The organism is Frigoribacterium sp. ACAM 257, assembly GCF_007954365.1.
Taxonomy (GTDB): domain Bacteria; phylum Actinomycetota; class Actinomycetes; order Actinomycetales; family Microbacteriaceae; genus Frigoribacterium.
Window position 1 is genome coordinate 285,655 of sequence record NZ_VOLO01000001.1, and the last position, 16,145, is coordinate 301,799.

Genomic DNA, 16,145 nt, shown 5'->3' on the forward strand with positions numbered 1-16,145 from the left:
GGAGCGGCGCCTTCGTCGTTCTCGGCTGCGGTACGGGTCCGGGCCGAGGTCGACCCGGCGCTGCAGCCTCAGCCGCGGGCGACGACCGAATGGCGCCGGCCGTAGAGCGCGTACACCGCGACCCCGACGCCCATCCACACGGCGAAGGCCGCCCAGGTGACCCAGCCGAGCGTCACCATGAGAAGCACGCAGGTCGCGAACCCGAGCAGCGGCACGACCGGGTACAGCGGCACGCGGAATGTCCGCTCGAGCTCGGGCCGGTTGCGGCGCAGCCAGATGACCGACAGGTTCACGAGCGCGAAGGCGAAGAGCGTGCCGATGCTCGTCGCGTCGGCGAGGGCGCCGAGGGGGATGAACGCGGCGGTGACGGCGACCGCTCCGCCGACGATCAGCGTGCCCGCGACGGGCGTGCGCGTCCGCGGCGAGATCCGGCCGAGGACCGACGGGACGAGCCCGTCGCGCGCCATCGACAGGAAGATGCGCGTCTGCCCGTAGAGCACGGTCAGGACGACGGAGGCGATGGCCGCGACCGCGGTCACCGCGAAGAGGAACGCCACCCAGGGCTGGCCCGTGATGTCGGCCACGATCGTCACGAGGGTCGCCTCGCCGTCGGTGAAGTCCTGCCAGGGGCGTGCGCCGACCGCGGCGACGGCGACGAGGATGTACAGCGCCGTGATGATGACGATCGAGGCGACGATCGCCCGCGGCAGGTCCCGCTTCGCGTCCCGCGCCTCCTCGCCGGCCGTGGACGCCGCGTCGAATCCGATGTACGAGAAGAACAGGCGGGAGGCGGCGGCCGAGACCCCGGCGGCGCCCATCGGCGCGAGGGGCTCGAAGTTGCCCGCGCTGAAGGCCGTGAACGCGACGGCGACGAAGAAGACGAGCAGGCCGACCTTGACCACGACCAGCACCGTGTTGACCCAGGCGCTCTCGCGGGCACCCGGCACGAGCACGAGCGTGGCGAGCAGCACCAGCGCGGCGGCGGGCAGGTTCAGCAGGCCGCCCTCGGCCGGCGGACCGGCGACGACGTCGGGCAGCGAGAGGCCGAAGACGCGCAGGGCCTCGTCGACGTACTGGCCGGCTCCCACCGCGACGGCCGCGACCGAGACGGCGTACTCGAGCACGAGGCACCAGCCGCAGACCCACGCGACGCCCTCGCCGAGGGTCGCGTAGGCGTAGCTGTAGCTCGAGCCGGAGACGGGCACGCTGCCCGCCATCTCGGCGTACGACAGGGCGGAGAGCAGGGCGGCGACTCCGGCGAGGACGAAGGCGAGCCAGACAGCGGGCCCGGCGAGGGGCACGGCCGTGCCGAGGACGACCAGGATGCCGGTCCCGAGTGTCGCCCCGATGCTGATGGCGGTCAGGTGCCAGACGCCGAGGGTGCGGCGCAGTCCGCGGGCATCGGACGCCTCGGCCTCGCGGGCGAAGGCCTCGAGCGGCTTGCGACGCAGCAGCTGCTCACCGAGCGAGGGGCGGGCGGAGGCGGGAGCCGAGGAGGCGCGGGTCAGGTCGTCGTGCACCGCGAGAGGCTACCGCACGGCGAGACGTCGGCCCGGCCCCGGGCGCGCCCGGTCAGTCCTCGTCGACGTGCAGCCCGAGCTGGCGCACCCGGGCGATCGCCTCGCGGCGGGACGTCGCCTGCAGCTTCCGGTAGATGCTCCGGACGTGGCTCTTGACCGTGTTGACCGAGATGAACAGCTGGCTCCCGATCTGCCCGAGGGTCTGGCCGGTCGCGAGGTGCCGCACGATGACGAGCTCCCGGTCGCTCAGCGGCTCCGCGAGCGGCGGCACGTCCGGCCCCTCGGCGGAGTGCAGCCGGCCGAGCACCCCGAGGATCGCCTGCGGCTGGTCGCGCTGCACGGCGCGCGCGACGAGGTGGTCGAGCAGGGGCTCCGGGAGGGTGCCGAAGACCCAGCTCGCGCCCGAGTGGCCTGCCTCGAGCAGGGCGCGGTCGAAGGCGATGTCGGCCTGCGCGGTGTCGCCCTGGGCCAGGTGGGCGGCCGCGGCGACGGCGTGCACGTGCCCGATGGTGCGCTCCGAGTGCAGGTCGCCGAGCACCAGGCACGCCTCGAGGTCGTCGAGGGCAGCCTGGGGCTCGCCGGTGGAGAGGTGGATGAGGGCGAGCACGCGGGCGGGACACTCGATGTGGCGGTCGCCGGGCGAGAGGGGCTGGGCCAGGCGCCGCGCCTCCTGCGGCTGTCCGAGCTGGAGCATGGTCTCGGCTCGGAGGGCCGTGGCCGACCGGCCGAGGACGACGGCGCCCGTGAACCCCTGCACGAGACGAGAGATGCGGCCGAGGTGGTCGAGGACCTCGATCGAGCGGCCCTGGGCGAGCAGGACGCTGGCCTCGGCGAACCAGCCGAGCGCCTCCCAGTCGCTGCCGCGCGCCGCGAGGTGCACCCGAGCGACGAGCTCGTCGTGGCCGCCGGGGGACTCGTCGCGCTCGAGCGCGAGGTGCAGCCGTGCGATCTGGGCGAGGGCGCCGAACGAGCTGGCCAGCAGGTCGGTGCCGTCGGCGAGCTCCGCGGCGTGCTCGAGGTGCTCGTCGGCGAGCGCGAACTCGCCGAGCAGGACGGCGACGTAGGCGAGGGCCGAGAGGCACTCGACGCGCTCGGCGATGCTCAGGTGCTCCTCGCCGAGGCCCGAGGCGAGGCCCAGCGCGAACTGGGCCTGGTCGTACTCGCCGTAGTGCAGCCGGATCAGGCCGAGCTGCAGCGAGAAGGAGGCGCTGAGGCTGATCCGGGCCGTGATCGACTCGGAGACGTCGCTCTCGATCATCGTGCGGGCGACCTCGAGGTGCTCGTGGGCGACGACGAGGTTGCCGAGCGTCCGCAGCGCGGCGCCGAGGTGCACGTGGTAGCCGGCCCGCACCTCGAGGGGCAGCCCGGGGTCGGCGTCGATGGCCTTGGCCACGCCGCGGAACCAGGGCAGCGCGGCGCTGCGCGAGCGCGAGCCGATCGAGCGGTAGCTCGCGGCGAGGGCGAGCAGGATGAGCGGCCGGCCGCTCCACTCCGCCTCGGGAGCAGATCGGACGGCCTCGCGCAGACGGGCCCCCTGGAGGGGGGCTATCTGGCTCCAGGCCTGCTCGATGGCGTCGAGTGAGGCCCGCGCGTCGGCGGGCTGGAGCTCGACCCCGGTCGGGTCGGGTGATGCATCGTCAAGGGTGCGCACGGGTCCTACCTCTGCCGCATCGGGTAGTTCCCCGGTCGGGTCGGGGAATGCGGCGCCAGGGTGTGGTCAGGCACCCTGGCTACCCAGCATAAATGAGCGATGTTCCCGTCTGTGCGTCTCGCGGCCAGATTGCCCCAGGAGTGGGGGGACGCGCCGCGGGCGTAGCCTCGCCACATGAGCATCGCGCGCGGGGCAGGCGGAGGAGGCGGCGGCGGTCGAGCAGGCGGCGGCGGCGGCGGTCGAGGCGGCCGGGTGTCGAGCGGCGACGCGGCGGCCCAGAAGGCGGCGAACGCCGCCGCGCCCAAGATCCCCGACCTGTTCCGGCGGATCCGCGGCCTCTTCTCTCCCCACCGCAAGGCCCTCCTCGTCACCGTGGTGCTGGTGCTCGTCGGCGCGGCGATCAGCGTCGCGCCTCCGTTGCTCACGAAGCAGGCCTTCGACCGCGGGCTCTTCCCCGCGGGCGGTCCCGACGTCCCGGTGCTGATGGAGCTCGTCGGCCTGATGATCGGGCTGTGGGTGCTGTCGGCCGGGATCGGCGTCTGGCAGACCTACCTCACGGCGACGGTCGGCAACAGCGTGATGGGTGCCCTGCGGATCCGGCTGTTCGGGCACCTCCAGCGCATGGAGCTCGCGTTCTTCACCAGGACCAAGACGGGCGTCATCCAGTCCCGCCTGCAGAACGACGTCGGCGGCGTCGCGAACGTGCTGAGTAACACGATCTCGAGCGTGCTCGGCAACACCGTCACGGTGATCGCCGCGTTCATCTCGATGCTCGTGCTCAGCTGGCAGATGACCGTCGTCACCGTCATCTTGCTGCCGCTTCTCGTCGTGGCGCAGCGCCGCGTGGGGCAGGTGCGGGCGCGCATCGCCACGAAGACGCAGGAGTCGCTGTCCGACATGACGGCGATCACGCAGGAGGCGCTGAGCGTCAGCGGCATCCTGCTCGCGAAGAGCTTCAACCAGCAGCGCAGCGAGGTGGAGCGCTACTCGGCCGAGAACCGCACGCAGATCGGCCTGCAGGTGCGCCAGCAGATGAGCGGCCAGTGGTTCTTCGCGGTCGTGCAGATCTTCCTGTCCGTGATCCCGGCGCTGATCTACCTGGTGGCCGCCTGGCTCATCCTCCGCGACGTGCCGGTCACCGCCGGCACCATCGTCGCGTTCACGACCGTCCAGGCGCGGCTGACGTTCCCGCTGATGGGGCTCCTCCGGGTGGCCCTCGACCTGCAGACCTCGGGCGCGCTCTTCGCCCGCATCTTCGAGTACCTCGACCTGCGCCCTGCGATCACCGACGGCGGTGCCTCCGCGACGGTGGACGAGGCCCAGCTCGGCCGCGTGGAGTTCGACGACGTCGAGTTCGCCTACCCCGACGCCGAGCCGGGGCAGCGGACCCTCCGGGGCGTCTCGTTCGACATCGAGCCGGGCCAGTTCGCGGCGTTCGTCGGCCCGAGTGGTGCCGGCAAGACCACGGTGTCCTACCTCATCCCGCGCTTCTACGAGGCGACGGGCGGCAGCGTCCGCTTCGCCGGCACCGACGTCCGCGACCTGCGGCAGGAGTCGCTGGTCGAGAACATCGGCATCGTCAGCCAGGAGACCTACCTGTTCCACGCGACGATCGGCGACAACCTGCGCTACGCGCGTCCGGACGCCACCGACGAGCAGCTGGTCGACGCCGCCCGGCAGGCGAACATCCACGAGACGATCGCGTCCTTCCCGGACGGCTACGACACGGTGGTGGGCGAGCGCGGCTACCGCCTCTCCGGCGGCGAGAAGCAGCGCATCGCCATCGCGCGGGTGCTGCTCAAGGACCCGGCCGTGCTGGTGCTCGACGAGGCGACGAGCGCGCTCGACACCGTGTCCGAGCGGGTCGTGCAGGAGGCGCTGGACACGGCCACGAGAGGGCGCACGACGATCGCCATCGCCCACCGCCTCTCCACCGTCCGTCACGCGGACGTCGTCTTCGTCGTCGACGGCGGCCGGATCGTCGAGCGCGGCACGCACGACGAGCTCGTCGCCCTCGGCGGCGTGTACGCCGACCTCTACGGGCAGCAGGTGGCGTCGACGACGTGACCGGCGCCTCCTCGATGGGTGTCGGAGAACATGGACGGGGTACACGTCGTGTCACCAGTGCGTGACAGCTCTGGCGTGGTGCCCTCGATCGGTGGTACATCTGGGGGACACATCAGTTGAGGCTGTGTCAGGTCGGGTGCGGCTCGACGGACGCACCCGGGGGAAGAGGCCACACGTGTCGAGTTCCACCAGCACCAGCACCAGCACCAGCACCGACGACGAGACGTCCTCGCCTGCCCGGCGGCGCTCACCGCTGCGGGCCCTCTTCGGTCGCGGCTCGCTCGACATCCAGTCGACCCTGCTGGTGATGCTGCTCGCGGTCAGCTTCCTGGCCGCGATCGTCATCGGCAGCGTCGGCTACGTCAACGGTCGTGACTCGCTCCGAGCGGCCGCGTTCGACCAGGTCACGAGCATCCGCGAGTCGCGGGCCCGCGACGTCGAGCGCACCCTCGCGGGCGTGCAGCAGGCCGTGGTGCTCGACAGCCGCAACGACAGCGCCCTGCAGGCCTCGCTCGACTTCAACGCCGGCTTCGCCGCGCTCGACGAGCAGTCCATCGACCCTGCCCGGCAGCAGGCGGTGACCGCGTACTACGAGGACACCTTCGTGCCTCGGCTCGACGAGGCGACCGGCTCGTCGACCGACCCGTCGCTCCTCGAGCCGACGTCACCGGCGCAGGCGTACCTGCAGTCGCTCTACACGGTCCCCTTCGACGACGACTTCGACGCCTCGCTCGCCTTCGACGCCGCCGACGACGGCAGCGCCTGGTCGCAGGCCAGGAGCGACCACCACGACTACTTCCGCGAGATGGTCGACCAGCTCGGCTACGAGGACGTCCTGCTGCTCGACCTCGACGGCGACGTCGTCTACTCGGCCTTCTCGGGCGTCGACCTCGGCACGAACGTCGAGGACGGCCCCTACTCGCGGACACCGCTCGCCGACGTCTGGGCCACGGCGCTCGAGTCCAACACGGTGGACTCGTCGTTCACGACCGACTTCGAGCCGTACGCCCCCTCGCTCGGCGTGCCGACCGCGTGGATCGCGTCGCCGGTGGGCTCGGGCGCCGACGTCAGCGGCGTGCTCGCCGTGCAGGTGCCCACCGAGACCATCGACTCGGTCATGACCGGCGACGAGGGCTGGGCCGACCAGGGCCTCGGCCGCACCGGCGAGGCCTACCTCGCGGGGCCGGACGAGACGATGCGCTCGACGTCGCGCGAGCTGATCGAGCACCCGGACACGTTCGCCGCCGACGTCGTCGACCACGGCACCCCGACGGACGTCGCCCAGCGACAGGTGGCGACCGGCAGCTCGGTGCTGCTGCAGCCGGTGGCGACGACCGCCGTCGAGGCGGCCCTGCAGGGCCGGACCGCGACGACGGTCAACACCGACTACCTCGGCCACGAGGTGCTGGCCGCCTACGCGCCGATCGACGTCGAGGGCCTCAACTGGGTCGTCGTCGCGAAGGTCGACACCGCGGAGGCCTTCGCCCCGGTCGACGTCTTCACCCGCAACCTGCTGCTCTCGACGGCGGCGATCATCGTCGTGGTGTCGTTGCTCTCGCTGCTGCTGGCCCAGGTGTTCGTCCGGCCGGTGCGGCGCCTCCAGCACGCCGTCAACCGCGTCAGCGGGGGCGAGATCGGCGTCGAGGTGCCCGTGAAGGGCCACGACGAGTTCAGCGAGCTGGGCGGCGCCTTCAACGACATGAGCCGCAGCCTCAAGGTCAAGCAGGACCTGATCGACGAGCAGCGCCGCGAGAACGACCGCCTGCTGCGGACCCTCATGCCGGAGGCGATGGCGAAGCGCTACAAGGAGGGCGAGGAGACGATCGCCGAGGACCATACCGACGTCGCCGTCGTCTACGCCGACGTCGCCGGCTTCGACGACTTCAGCCGCGGGATGCGCTCGGGCGAGCGGCTCGCCCTGCTCGACGGGCTGTGGCGGTCGTTCGACGAGGCGGCGGAGCGGCTCGGCGTGGAGAAGGTGCGGAGCAGCCAGCAGGGCTACCTCGCCAGCTGCGGGCTCACGGTGCCGCGCATCGACAACGCCCGCCGGGTGGTCGACTTCACCCTGGAGCTGGAGGGGATCCTCGAGCGGTTCAACGCGACCAACTCGTCCCGGGTCGCGCTGCGGGCGGGCATCGACACCGGGCAGGTGACCAGCGGCCTCGTCGGCCGGACGAGCATGGTCTACGACATGTGGGGCGACGCCGTCACGCTGGCGCACCGCGTGCAGGACGTCTCGTCGCAGGCGGGCATCTACGCCACCGAGCGGGTCGTGCAGAAGATCGGCGACGGCGTGCCGGCCGTCGACTCCGGCACGGTGACGACCCAGTCGGGCGAGCAGCGCGTCTTCCGCCTCGAGCGGCCGGCCGCCTGATGACTGCGCTCTGGCAGCAGCCCTGGTTCTGGCCGGTGCTCGCCGTGGTCGTCGGGCTGCCGGTGTTGCTGATCGTCCTCACCGAGGTCGCGAGCACCCTGCAGCGCCGTGGAAACCCCGGCGCGCGTGTCGTGCGGCTGATCCGCACCTACGTGGTGCCGACGGCCGCGGTGTCGGTGCTGGTGGCACAGGTCACCCTCGCGGTCGACTCGAGGGACTTCACCTGGACGAAGGTCGCGACGACGGCTTTCGGGTTCCTGGTGATCGTCGCCCTGCTGAACGCCGTCAACCTCACGCTCTTCACGAACGCCGAGAAGGGCAGCTGGCGCGACCGCCTCCCGTCGATCTTCGTCGACATCGGCCGCATCGTGCTCATCGCCATCGGGCTCGCCGTGCTCTTCAGCACGGTCTGGGGCACGGACGTCGCCGGGCTTTTCACGGCGCTGGGCGTCACCTCCATCGTGCTCGGCCTGGCACTGCAGGGCGCCATCGGCAGCGTGGTGTCCGGCCTGCTGCTGCTGTTCGAGCAGCCGTTCCGCCTCGGCGACTGGCTCGACGCCGGCGGCGTGCGCGGCCGCGTCGTCCAGGTCAACTGGCGCGCGGTGCACATCGACACGGGCAACGGGATCCAGATCACGCCGAACGCGTCGCTGGCCGGCTCGTCGTTCACGAACCTCAGCCGCGGCGACGGCAGCTACACCGTGACCGCCCCGGTGGCCTTCACCACCGACGACCCGCCCGCCGAGGTCGTCGCGCTGCTGCAGCGGGTCGCGGCCGCGCTGCCCGAGCTGTGGCCCGGGACGACGCCGGTCGCCGTCCCGCTCGGAGGAGCGGCGTACGAGGTCTCGTACGAGGTGCGCGGGCCGGCCCAGGAGGGCTCGTCGCTCGCCACGTTGCGCAGCTGGCTCTGGTACGCCGCGCGCCGCGCGGGCCTCGGGCTCGACGGGGACACGACCGACGCCTTCGTGACGCCCGGGCGGATCGAGCAGGCCGTCGCGGCCGTCGCCCCGACCCTGCAGGTCACGGCGGACGACGTACCTGCCCTCGTGCCGTCGGTGCGCCTCGAGCGCTACGCCGCCGGTGAGGTCGTGCTGCCGCTCGGCGTCGTCCCCGAGGCGCTCCGCTTCGTGCTGAGCGGTGCCGTCGCTCTCGGAGTCCCTCAGCCCGGCGGGGTGCTGCTGCCGGTCTCACGCGTCGAGCAGGGCGACTTCGTCGGCCAGACCGTCCTGACCCGTGAGCCGACCAGCACCCGTGCCGTCGCGGTCTCCGAGGTCGCGGTGCTCGTCGTCCCCGGCGACACGCTGGACGCCCTCGTGAGAGCGCGTCCGCGCCTGGCCCGCGAGCTGGGCGAGGTCATCGACCGCCGCCGGGTCGCCGCCCGCGAGGTCGTGGAGACGTCGGGCGGCGGCACGGGGTCCCGGGGGCGGCTGGCGGGCTGACCGGCCGCCGCCGCGCCTCCTCGACACAGGCCTCGGCTCCGGGGGCGTGCATCAGTCGCGCAGGGCCAGCATCGCCCGCATCGCGTCGACGTCGCTCTGCTGCGTCATGATCATGCCGCTCGCGAAGGCGTCGACCTGGGGGTCGTCGCTGCGGGCGAGCACGGCCTCGGCCATCTCGATGCCGCCCAGGTGGTGGTCGATCATCAGGGTGAGAAAGAGCCGCTCGGCGTCGACGCCGTCAGCGGCCCGCAGCTCGGCCATCTGCTCGGACGTCGCGAGGCCCGGCATCGGCTCGCCGGGCACGTGGCTCGGCGCGGGCGAGCCGGAGACGCCCCCGCCGCCGGAGACGCCCCCGCCGCCGTGGTCGTGGCCCGCGAGCTGACCGTCGAGGGTCGGCTGCGTCATCCAGGTCATCACGGGCTGCGACGGCGCCTGCGGCACGCCCCACACCTCGAGCCAGGCGTACATCTGGCCGGCCTGCTGCGACTGGGTCGCGGCGATGTCGTAGGCGATCGTGCGCACGTCGTCCGAGGTCGAGCGGTCGCGGATCGCGAACGACATCTCGACCGCCTGCTCGTGGTGCACCTGCATGTCGCGGGCGAAGCCCGCCTCGACGCTGTTCGTGCCGGGCACGACGGGCGCCGACGAGGTGAGGCGCCCCACGGCGACGCCCGTGCCGAGCACGAGCAGCAGCGCGACCGCGGCGGCGATCACGAGGCGGAGGCGACGACCCGAGGAGGCGCCTGTCGCGCCCGCCTCGGTCGTCACGTCGTCGAGGTCGTCCGTCACGACACCTTGCCGGGCCCGTCGACCCCGCCGGTGCAGGGAGCGCCGGGCTCGGGGGCGTCGGCCGACTTCCAGTACTTGGTGACGAAGTCGGAGACGGCGTCGGCCTCGGGGTCGTCGAAGGCGAGCTGGGCGCCCCAGGCGCTGACGGCCATCGGGGTGTCCATGCCCTCGTAGGGCGAGACGACCGAGTAGGTGGAGGGCGCGAGGTCGGTGATCTGCTCGATCTGCTCGTCGGTGACCTGGGCCGGGTCGTAGGTGAACCAGATCGCGCCGTGCTCGAGGTCGTGCACGGCGTTCTCGTTCGGCACCTGCTCCGTGTACACGCCGCAGTTCATCCACGCCGCGGCGTGGTCGCCGCCGGCCGGGGGAGTCATCTCGTAGTCGACGGCGCCCGTGACGTGGTTGGCCGTGAGGTCGTCCCAGGTCTGCACGCCCGCGACGTCGATCTCGCTGCGGTCGGCCCGGGGCGTGCCGCTCGTCACGACGACGGTGACGATCAGGGCGACCGCGGCGGCGCCCGCGACGGAGGCGGTCACGATGCCGATGGTCCGGTTGCGCCTCGACCTGGCCTGCTCGCGCTTGAGCGCGGCGACCTTCTCCTGCCGGCGCGCGTCCCGCTGCTGCTTCACGCTCATCGAGCTCGGGTCGGGCTTCGATCCGGGGGTGTTCTTGTCGCTGCTGGCCACAGTGGGGTCCTCTGGTGTCGGGGATGCGTCACCGATTTGTCCCACACCTGTCTGGGAAGACCGTCACAGCGGGGTCGGCTCGGCTCGTCACGTCATCGGCCGAGAGCCGCCGGTAGAGTCGGGCGGAGACATCCGGAACGCTAAGGAGCACCTGTGAAGTACGCCGAGACCGTCCTCGACCTCGTGGGCGACACCCCGCTGGTGAAGCTCAACAAGGTCACCGAGGGCATCACGGCCACGGTGCTCGTCAAGGTCGAGTACCTCAATCCCGGCGGCTCGTCGAAAGACAGGATCGCGACCCGCATCATCGACGCGGCGGAGCGCGACGGGCTCCTCCTGCCCGGCGGCACCATCGTCGAGCCGACGAGCGGCAACACCGGCGTGGGCCTCGCGCTCGTCGCCCAGCAGCGCGGCTACCGCTGCGTCTTCGTGCTGCCCGACAAGGTGGGCGACGACAAGAGGAACGTGCTGAAGGCCTACGGCGCCGAGACCGTCGTCACCCCGACCGCCGTCGAGCCGTCGAGTCCCGAGTCGTACTACAGCGTGAGCGACCGGCTCGTCCGCGAGATCCCCGGGGCGTTCAAGCCGAACCAGTACGCCAACCCCGCGGGCCCGCAGAGCCACTACGAGACGACCGGCCCCGAGATCTGGCGCGACACCGAGGGGCAGGTGACCCACTTCGTCGCCGGCGTCGGCACGGGCGGCACGATCAGCGGGACGGGCCGCTACCTGAAGGAGGTGTCCGGCGGGTCGGTGCAGATCATCGGCGCCGACCCCGAGGGCAGCGTCTACAGCGGCGGCACCGGACGCCCCTACCTCGTCGAGGGCGTCGGCGAGGACTTCTGGCCGTCCGCGTACGACCCGAGCGTCGTCGACAGGATCATCGCCGCCTCCGACGCCCGGTCGTTCGAGCTGACCCGTCGCCTCGCCCGCGAGGAGGGCCTGCTGGTCGGCGGGTCGTCCGGCCTCGCCGTGGCCGCCGCACTCGACGTGGCTCGCGAGCTCGGTCCCGACGACGTCGTCGTCGTGCTGCTGCCCGACGGCGGGCGCGGCTACCTCGGCAAGATCTTCAACGACGCGTGGATGCGCTCGTACGGCTTCGCCGACAGCGTCGACGGTCGCACCGTGCGGGACCTGCTCGCGTCGAAGACCGGCTCGCTGCCGGCCCTCGTGCACGCGCACCCGTCCGACACCCTGCACGACGTCATCGACATTATGACCACCTACGGCGTCTCGCAGATGCCCGTCCTCTCCGCCGAGCCCCCCGTGGTGATCGGCGAGGTCGTCGGCGCAGTCGAGGAGAAGACGCTGCTCGAGGCGGTCTTCGCCGGGGGAGCGAGGATGGGCGACGCGCTGTCGACCGTGGTCGGTGCGCCCCTGCCCCTGATCGGCATCAACGAGTCGGTCGAGAACGCGCGCGCTGCGCTCGAGACGACCGACGCGCTCCTCGTCACCGACGACGGCAAGCCGGCCGGCGTCGTGACGCGGCACGACGTGCTGGCCTTCCTGTCGTCCTGACACCCCGCCGCACCACCACCAGACTCCCCGCGTCACTGAAGGGCATCTCCATGAGCACCTCTGACCACGGCTTCTCAACCAGGGCCATCCACGCCGGCCAGGAGCCCGACCCGCGCACGGGCGCGGTCGTGCCGCCGATCTACCAGTCGTCCACCTTCGTGCAGGACGGCATCGGCGGGTTCCGCGACGGCTACGAGTACGCCCGCTCGGCGAACCCGACCCGCGACTCCCTGCAGGAACTGCTCGCGTCGCTCGAGGGCGGCACGGCGGCCTTCAGCTTCGCCTCGGGCCTCGCTGCCGAGGACGCCCTGCTGCGCTCGGTCCTGCGACCTGGCTCGCGCGTCGTGATGGGGAACGACGTCTACGGCGGTACGCACCGGCTGGTGAACCGGGTCTGGACGCCGTGGGGAGTCACCCTCGAGACCGTCGAGATGACCGACCTCGACGCCGTCAGGGCTGCGGTGCGCCCCGGCGAGACCGACGTGCTCTGGGTCGAGACCCCGAGCAACCCGCTGATGAAGGTCAGCGACGTGACGGCGCTCGCCGAGATCGGGCACGCCGCAGGGGCGTTGGTCGTCGTCGACAACACCTTCGCGTCCCCGGCGCTCCAGCAGCCGCTGGCCCTCGGCGCCGACGTCGTCGTGCACTCGACGACGAAGTACATCGGGGGGCACTCGGACGTCGTCGGCGGCGCGGTCGTCGTCCGGGACGACGAGCTGGCCGAGAAGATCGGGTTCGTCCAGTTCGGCGCCGGGGCCGTCTCGGCCCCGATGGAGGCGTGGCTCACTGTGCGCGGGATCAAGACGCTCGCCGTACGAGTCGAGCGGCACTCGTCGAACGCCCTGGCGATCGCGCGCGAGCTCGAGGGGCACCCTGCCGTCGAGCGCGTCTTCTACCCGGGTCTCGAGTCGCACCCGGGCCACGAGCTGGCGGCCCGCCAGATGAGCGCCTTCGGCGGGATGCTCTCCGTCTCGCTGACAGCGGGGGCCGCCGCCGCCCGCCGCTTCGCCGAGTCGACCGAGCTCTTCCAGCTGGCGGAGTCGCTCGGCGGCGTCGAGTCGCTGATCGGCTACCCGACCGAGATGACGCACGCGTCCGTGCGCGGCACCGAGCTCGAGGTGCCCGACACGGTCGTCCGCCTCTCCGTCGGCATCGAGGACGTCGCCGACCTCCTCGCCGACGTGCGCCAGGCGCTCGACCGCGCGCAGGCCTGATCCCCGGGGCGCCTCCCGGTGGGGCGCCTCCGGGGCAGACCGGGCGTCGGAGGCGGCACCTAGGGTGAGAGCATGACGACCGCCCCCGAGAGCACCCTGCCCGCGGGCGGAGTGCTCTCGCCGGCGTACCGGCTGGCCACGCTCGGCATGGTGGCCCTGATCGGCATCGCGGCGTTCGAGTCGCTGGCGATCACCACGGTGATGCCGATCATCGCGCGCGAGCTCGACGGCGAGGCGCTCTACTCGGTCGCCTTCGCCGCCCCGCTCGCGTCCGGAGTCGTCGGCATGGTCGTGGCCGGCAACTGGGCCGACCGCAGCGGTCCCCGGGTCGTGGTCACTGCCTCCATGGTCCTCTTCGCGATCGGCCTCGCCATCGTCGGCACCGCACCCGACATGGTCGTGCTGCTGCTCGGGCGGCTCGTCCAGGGCCTCGGGAGCGGCGCCGTCATCGTCGGCCTCTACGTCATGGTGTCGAAGCTGTACCCGCCGGCGCTGCACCCGTCGATCTTCGCCGGGTTCGCGGCGGCCTGGGTGGTGCCCGGCCTCGTCGGCCCCGTGGCCGCCGGCACCGTCGCCGAGCTGGCCAGCTGGCACTGGGTGTTCCTCGGCGCCTTGGTGATCGCGGTGCCCGCGTTCGCGATGATCCTCCCGAGCCTGCGGCGCATCCCGCCCACCCTGCCTGGTCCCGACGGGGCACGCGTGCCGTGGAGCCTCGGGCGGATCGCCTGGTCGATCGCCGCGGCCCTCGCCGTGATGGCCCTCAACCTGCTGTCCGAGCTTCCGCTCGCGGCCGCGGCGGCCGTGCTCGCCGCAGCCGTGGTCGTGCTCGTCGTCGCGCTGCGCCCCCTGCTGCCGCGCGGCGCGCTCGTGGCGGCCGCCGGTGTGCCCGCCCTCGTGCTGCTGCGCGGCCTCGTGGGCGCGGCGTTCCTGGGCAGCGACGTGTACCTGCCCTACATGCTCTCGGCGCAGTACGACTTCGCGCCCGCCGCCTCCGGCATCACCCTCACCCTCGGTGCCGTCGCCTGGGCCGCGGCGAGCTGGGCACAGGGCCGGCTGGGCGACCGGGTCGCCCAGCGCACCGGCATCCGGGCCGGCATCGTGCTGGTGCTCGTCGGCGTCCTCTCGGCCGGTGCGTCGGCCCTGCTGCACCTGCACCCGGCCGTCGTCATCACCGGCTGGGCCCTCGCCGGCGCGGGGATGGGCTTCATGTACCCGCGCTTCTCCGTCCTGGTGCTGCGCTGGTCGCGCGACGACGAGAAGGGATTCAACAGCTCGGCCCTGACGATCGCCGACTCGTCGGGCTCGGCGATCGCGCTCGCCGTGACCGGGGCTGCGTTCCTCCAGCTCGGCGGCGCCGACGAGCCGCGCGCGTTCGTCGCCTGCTTCGCCGTCGCGGCTGTGGTCGCGCTCACGGCGCTGCTGGTGAGCGGGCGGGGAGCTCCGCGGGGTCGCTGAGCGCGCCTCCCCGTGCCTCGGTCGAGGGTCGCCCGCCCGAGTCTGCATAATGGTCTGCAGCGCGCGATGTGTACGGTCACATCGCCGATCAGCGATGGAGCGACGTGAAGCACGAGGTCGAGAAGGTGCGCGCTCCGAACATCCGCGACGTCGCGGCCCTCGCCGGGGTCTCGTACCAGACGGTGTCACGGGTGCTCAACGACAGCCCGAGCATCCGCCCTGCGACGCGTCAACGCGTCCTCGACGTCATCGACCAGATCGGCTACCGGCCGAACCAGGCGGCCCGGGCGCTGTCGACGAGCCGCTCGAAGGCCATCGGTGTCCTCACCCTGCAGAACGTCCACTTCGGGCCGCAGACCATGGTCAACGCCATCGAGGTCGAGGCGAGGGCCGCCGGCTACCGGCTCAGCATCGCCAGCACCTCGAGGGCCGACGACGACGTGCGGGCGAGCATCGACCTGCTGAGCAACCAGGCGGTCGAGGCGATCATCGTCATCGCGCCCCAGCGCAAGTTCTTCGCCGTGCTCGACGAGCTCGAGCTGGGGGTGCCGATCGTCGCGCTCGACTCGTCGCCGCGCACCAACGCGCACAGCCTCGCGGTCGACCAGCACGCCGGTGCTCGCCTGGCGACGAGGCACCTGATCGACCTCGGCCACAAGCACATCGTCCACGTCGCGGGCCCGCAGGACTGGATCGAGGCCGACGAGCGGATGCAGGGCTTCCTCTTCGAGATGGGAGAGGCCGACCTCTCGGTCGAGCCGCCCATCCTCGGCGACCTGACGGCCGACTTCGGCTACCTCGCCGGTCGCGAGCTGCTGCGGCGCCGCGACTTCACGGCCGTCTTCTCGGCGAACGACCTCATGGCGGTCGGGCTGCTGCACGCGTTCCGCGAGGCCGACGTCGACGTGCCGAGGGAGGTGAGCGTGGTCGGCTTCGACGACTCGCCGACCGCTCCCCATCTGTGGCCGCCCCTCACGACGGTCCGTCAGGACTTCGCGCTGATCGGTCACCGGGCCGTCGAGCTCGTGGTCGCCGAGCTCGACGGCAAGCCCGTCGAGGGGCGCACCTTGATCGCTCCGGAGCTCGTGGTGCGGGGCTCGACCGACCGGCCCTGGTTCCTCTAGGAGCGTCGTCGCGAGTCGGTCCGTCGACACCGGCGGCGGGTCTCGTGACGACCCGCCGCCTCCTCGGCTCCCCGTGGCGACACGCGGCGGACAGAGCCATTTGACAGGGACCCGCGCCGGGATTAGCTTTGCTCCAGTCGCGGTGTGAACGGTCACATCCTGCGCTGTACGGGCCCACCCGAGGGGCCGGGGCCCAGGGCGACGAGAAGACGATGGTTCCCGCCGGCCCAGGCCGACGGTGACGACGACGAAGTCGATACATGGAGGTCAGCGTGCGCGCAGCACAGATCACGATGAGCGGGAGCCGC

General features: G+C 72.3%; 11 protein-coding genes. 7 read left to right on the forward strand and 4 right to left on the reverse strand.

The features are described 5' to 3' along the window. Positions 1–68: 68 nt before the first annotated feature. Both ES689_RS01395 and ES689_RS01400 read right to left on the reverse strand, forming a co-directional pair. Positions 69–1,520: an APC family permease gene (locus ES689_RS01395; protein WP_223269322.1), complete on the reverse strand. Its 1,452-nt coding sequence runs from the start codon at positions 1,518–1,520 to the stop codon at positions 69–71. Between the two features lie 52 nt (positions 1,521–1,572). Continuing rightward, positions 1,573–3,171, reverse strand: coding sequence for a LuxR C-terminal-related transcriptional regulator (locus ES689_RS01400; RefSeq protein WP_146899201.1), 1,599 nt, complete (start codon positions 3,169–3,171; stop codon positions 1,573–1,575). Between the two features lie 174 nt (positions 3,172–3,345). Here ES689_RS01400 and ES689_RS01405 point away from each other — a divergent pair, with 174 nt between their 5' ends. From ES689_RS01405 to ES689_RS01415, 3 genes are all read left to right on the forward strand, one after another. Further along, positions 3,346–5,238, forward strand: coding sequence for an ABC transporter ATP-binding protein (locus ES689_RS01405; RefSeq protein ID WP_146899204.1), 1,893 nt, complete (start codon positions 3,346–3,348; stop codon positions 5,236–5,238). A gap of 175 nt (positions 5,239–5,413) precedes the next feature. Then, positions 5,414–7,612 (forward strand): adenylate/guanylate cyclase domain-containing protein, encoded by a 2,199-nt coding sequence (locus ES689_RS01410; RefSeq protein WP_146899207.1) that lies wholly within the window; start codon positions 5,414–5,416, stop codon positions 7,610–7,612. Next, positions 7,612–9,051 (forward strand): mechanosensitive ion channel domain-containing protein, encoded by a 1,440-nt coding sequence (locus ES689_RS01415; protein WP_146899210.1) that lies wholly within the window; start codon positions 7,612–7,614, stop codon positions 9,049–9,051. Before ES689_RS01410 ends, ES689_RS01415 begins: the two co-directional genes overlap by 1 nt. 51 nt (positions 9,052–9,102) lie before the next feature. Here the strand turns inward: ES689_RS01415 and ES689_RS01420 are convergent, their stop codons facing one another. Further along, positions 9,103–9,840, reverse strand: coding sequence for a DUF305 domain-containing protein (locus ES689_RS01420; protein ID WP_223269323.1), 738 nt, complete (start codon positions 9,838–9,840; stop codon positions 9,103–9,105). Then, on the reverse strand, positions 9,837–10,526 hold the full coding sequence (locus ES689_RS01425) for a DUF3105 domain-containing protein (RefSeq protein ID WP_223269324.1): 690 nt from the start codon (positions 10,524–10,526) through the stop codon (positions 9,837–9,839). The genes ES689_RS01420 and ES689_RS01425 overlap by 4 nt, the downstream gene beginning before the upstream one ends. 153 nt (positions 10,527–10,679) lie before the next feature. Here ES689_RS01425 and ES689_RS01430 point away from each other — a divergent pair, with 153 nt between their 5' ends. The 4 genes from ES689_RS01430 to ES689_RS01445 all read left to right on the forward strand — a co-directional run bounded on the left by ES689_RS01430 (position 10,680) and on the right by ES689_RS01445 (position 15,837). Then, positions 10,680–12,044 (forward strand): cystathionine beta-synthase, encoded by a 1,365-nt coding sequence (locus ES689_RS01430; protein WP_146899213.1) that lies wholly within the window; start codon positions 10,680–10,682, stop codon positions 12,042–12,044. A 50-nt stretch (positions 12,045–12,094) separates the two neighbouring features. Next, positions 12,095–13,258 carry a cystathionine gamma-synthase gene (locus ES689_RS01435; protein WP_146899216.1) on the forward strand — a complete coding sequence of 388 codons (1,164 nt, stop codon included), beginning with the start codon at positions 12,095–12,097 and terminating at the stop codon, positions 13,256–13,258. A 72-nt stretch (positions 13,259–13,330) separates the two neighbouring features. Then, positions 13,331–14,713, forward strand: a complete 1,383-nt coding sequence (locus ES689_RS01440; protein WP_146899219.1) for an MFS transporter — start codon at positions 13,331–13,333, stop codon at positions 14,711–14,713. Between the two features lie 104 nt (positions 14,714–14,817). Further along, the gene (locus ES689_RS01445; RefSeq protein ID WP_146899222.1) at positions 14,818–15,837 is read left to right on the forward strand and encodes a LacI family DNA-binding transcriptional regulator; all 1,020 of its coding nucleotides are present in this window, start codon (positions 14,818–14,820) and stop codon (positions 15,835–15,837) included. The last annotated feature ends 308 nt before the right edge of the window (positions 15,838–16,145 follow it).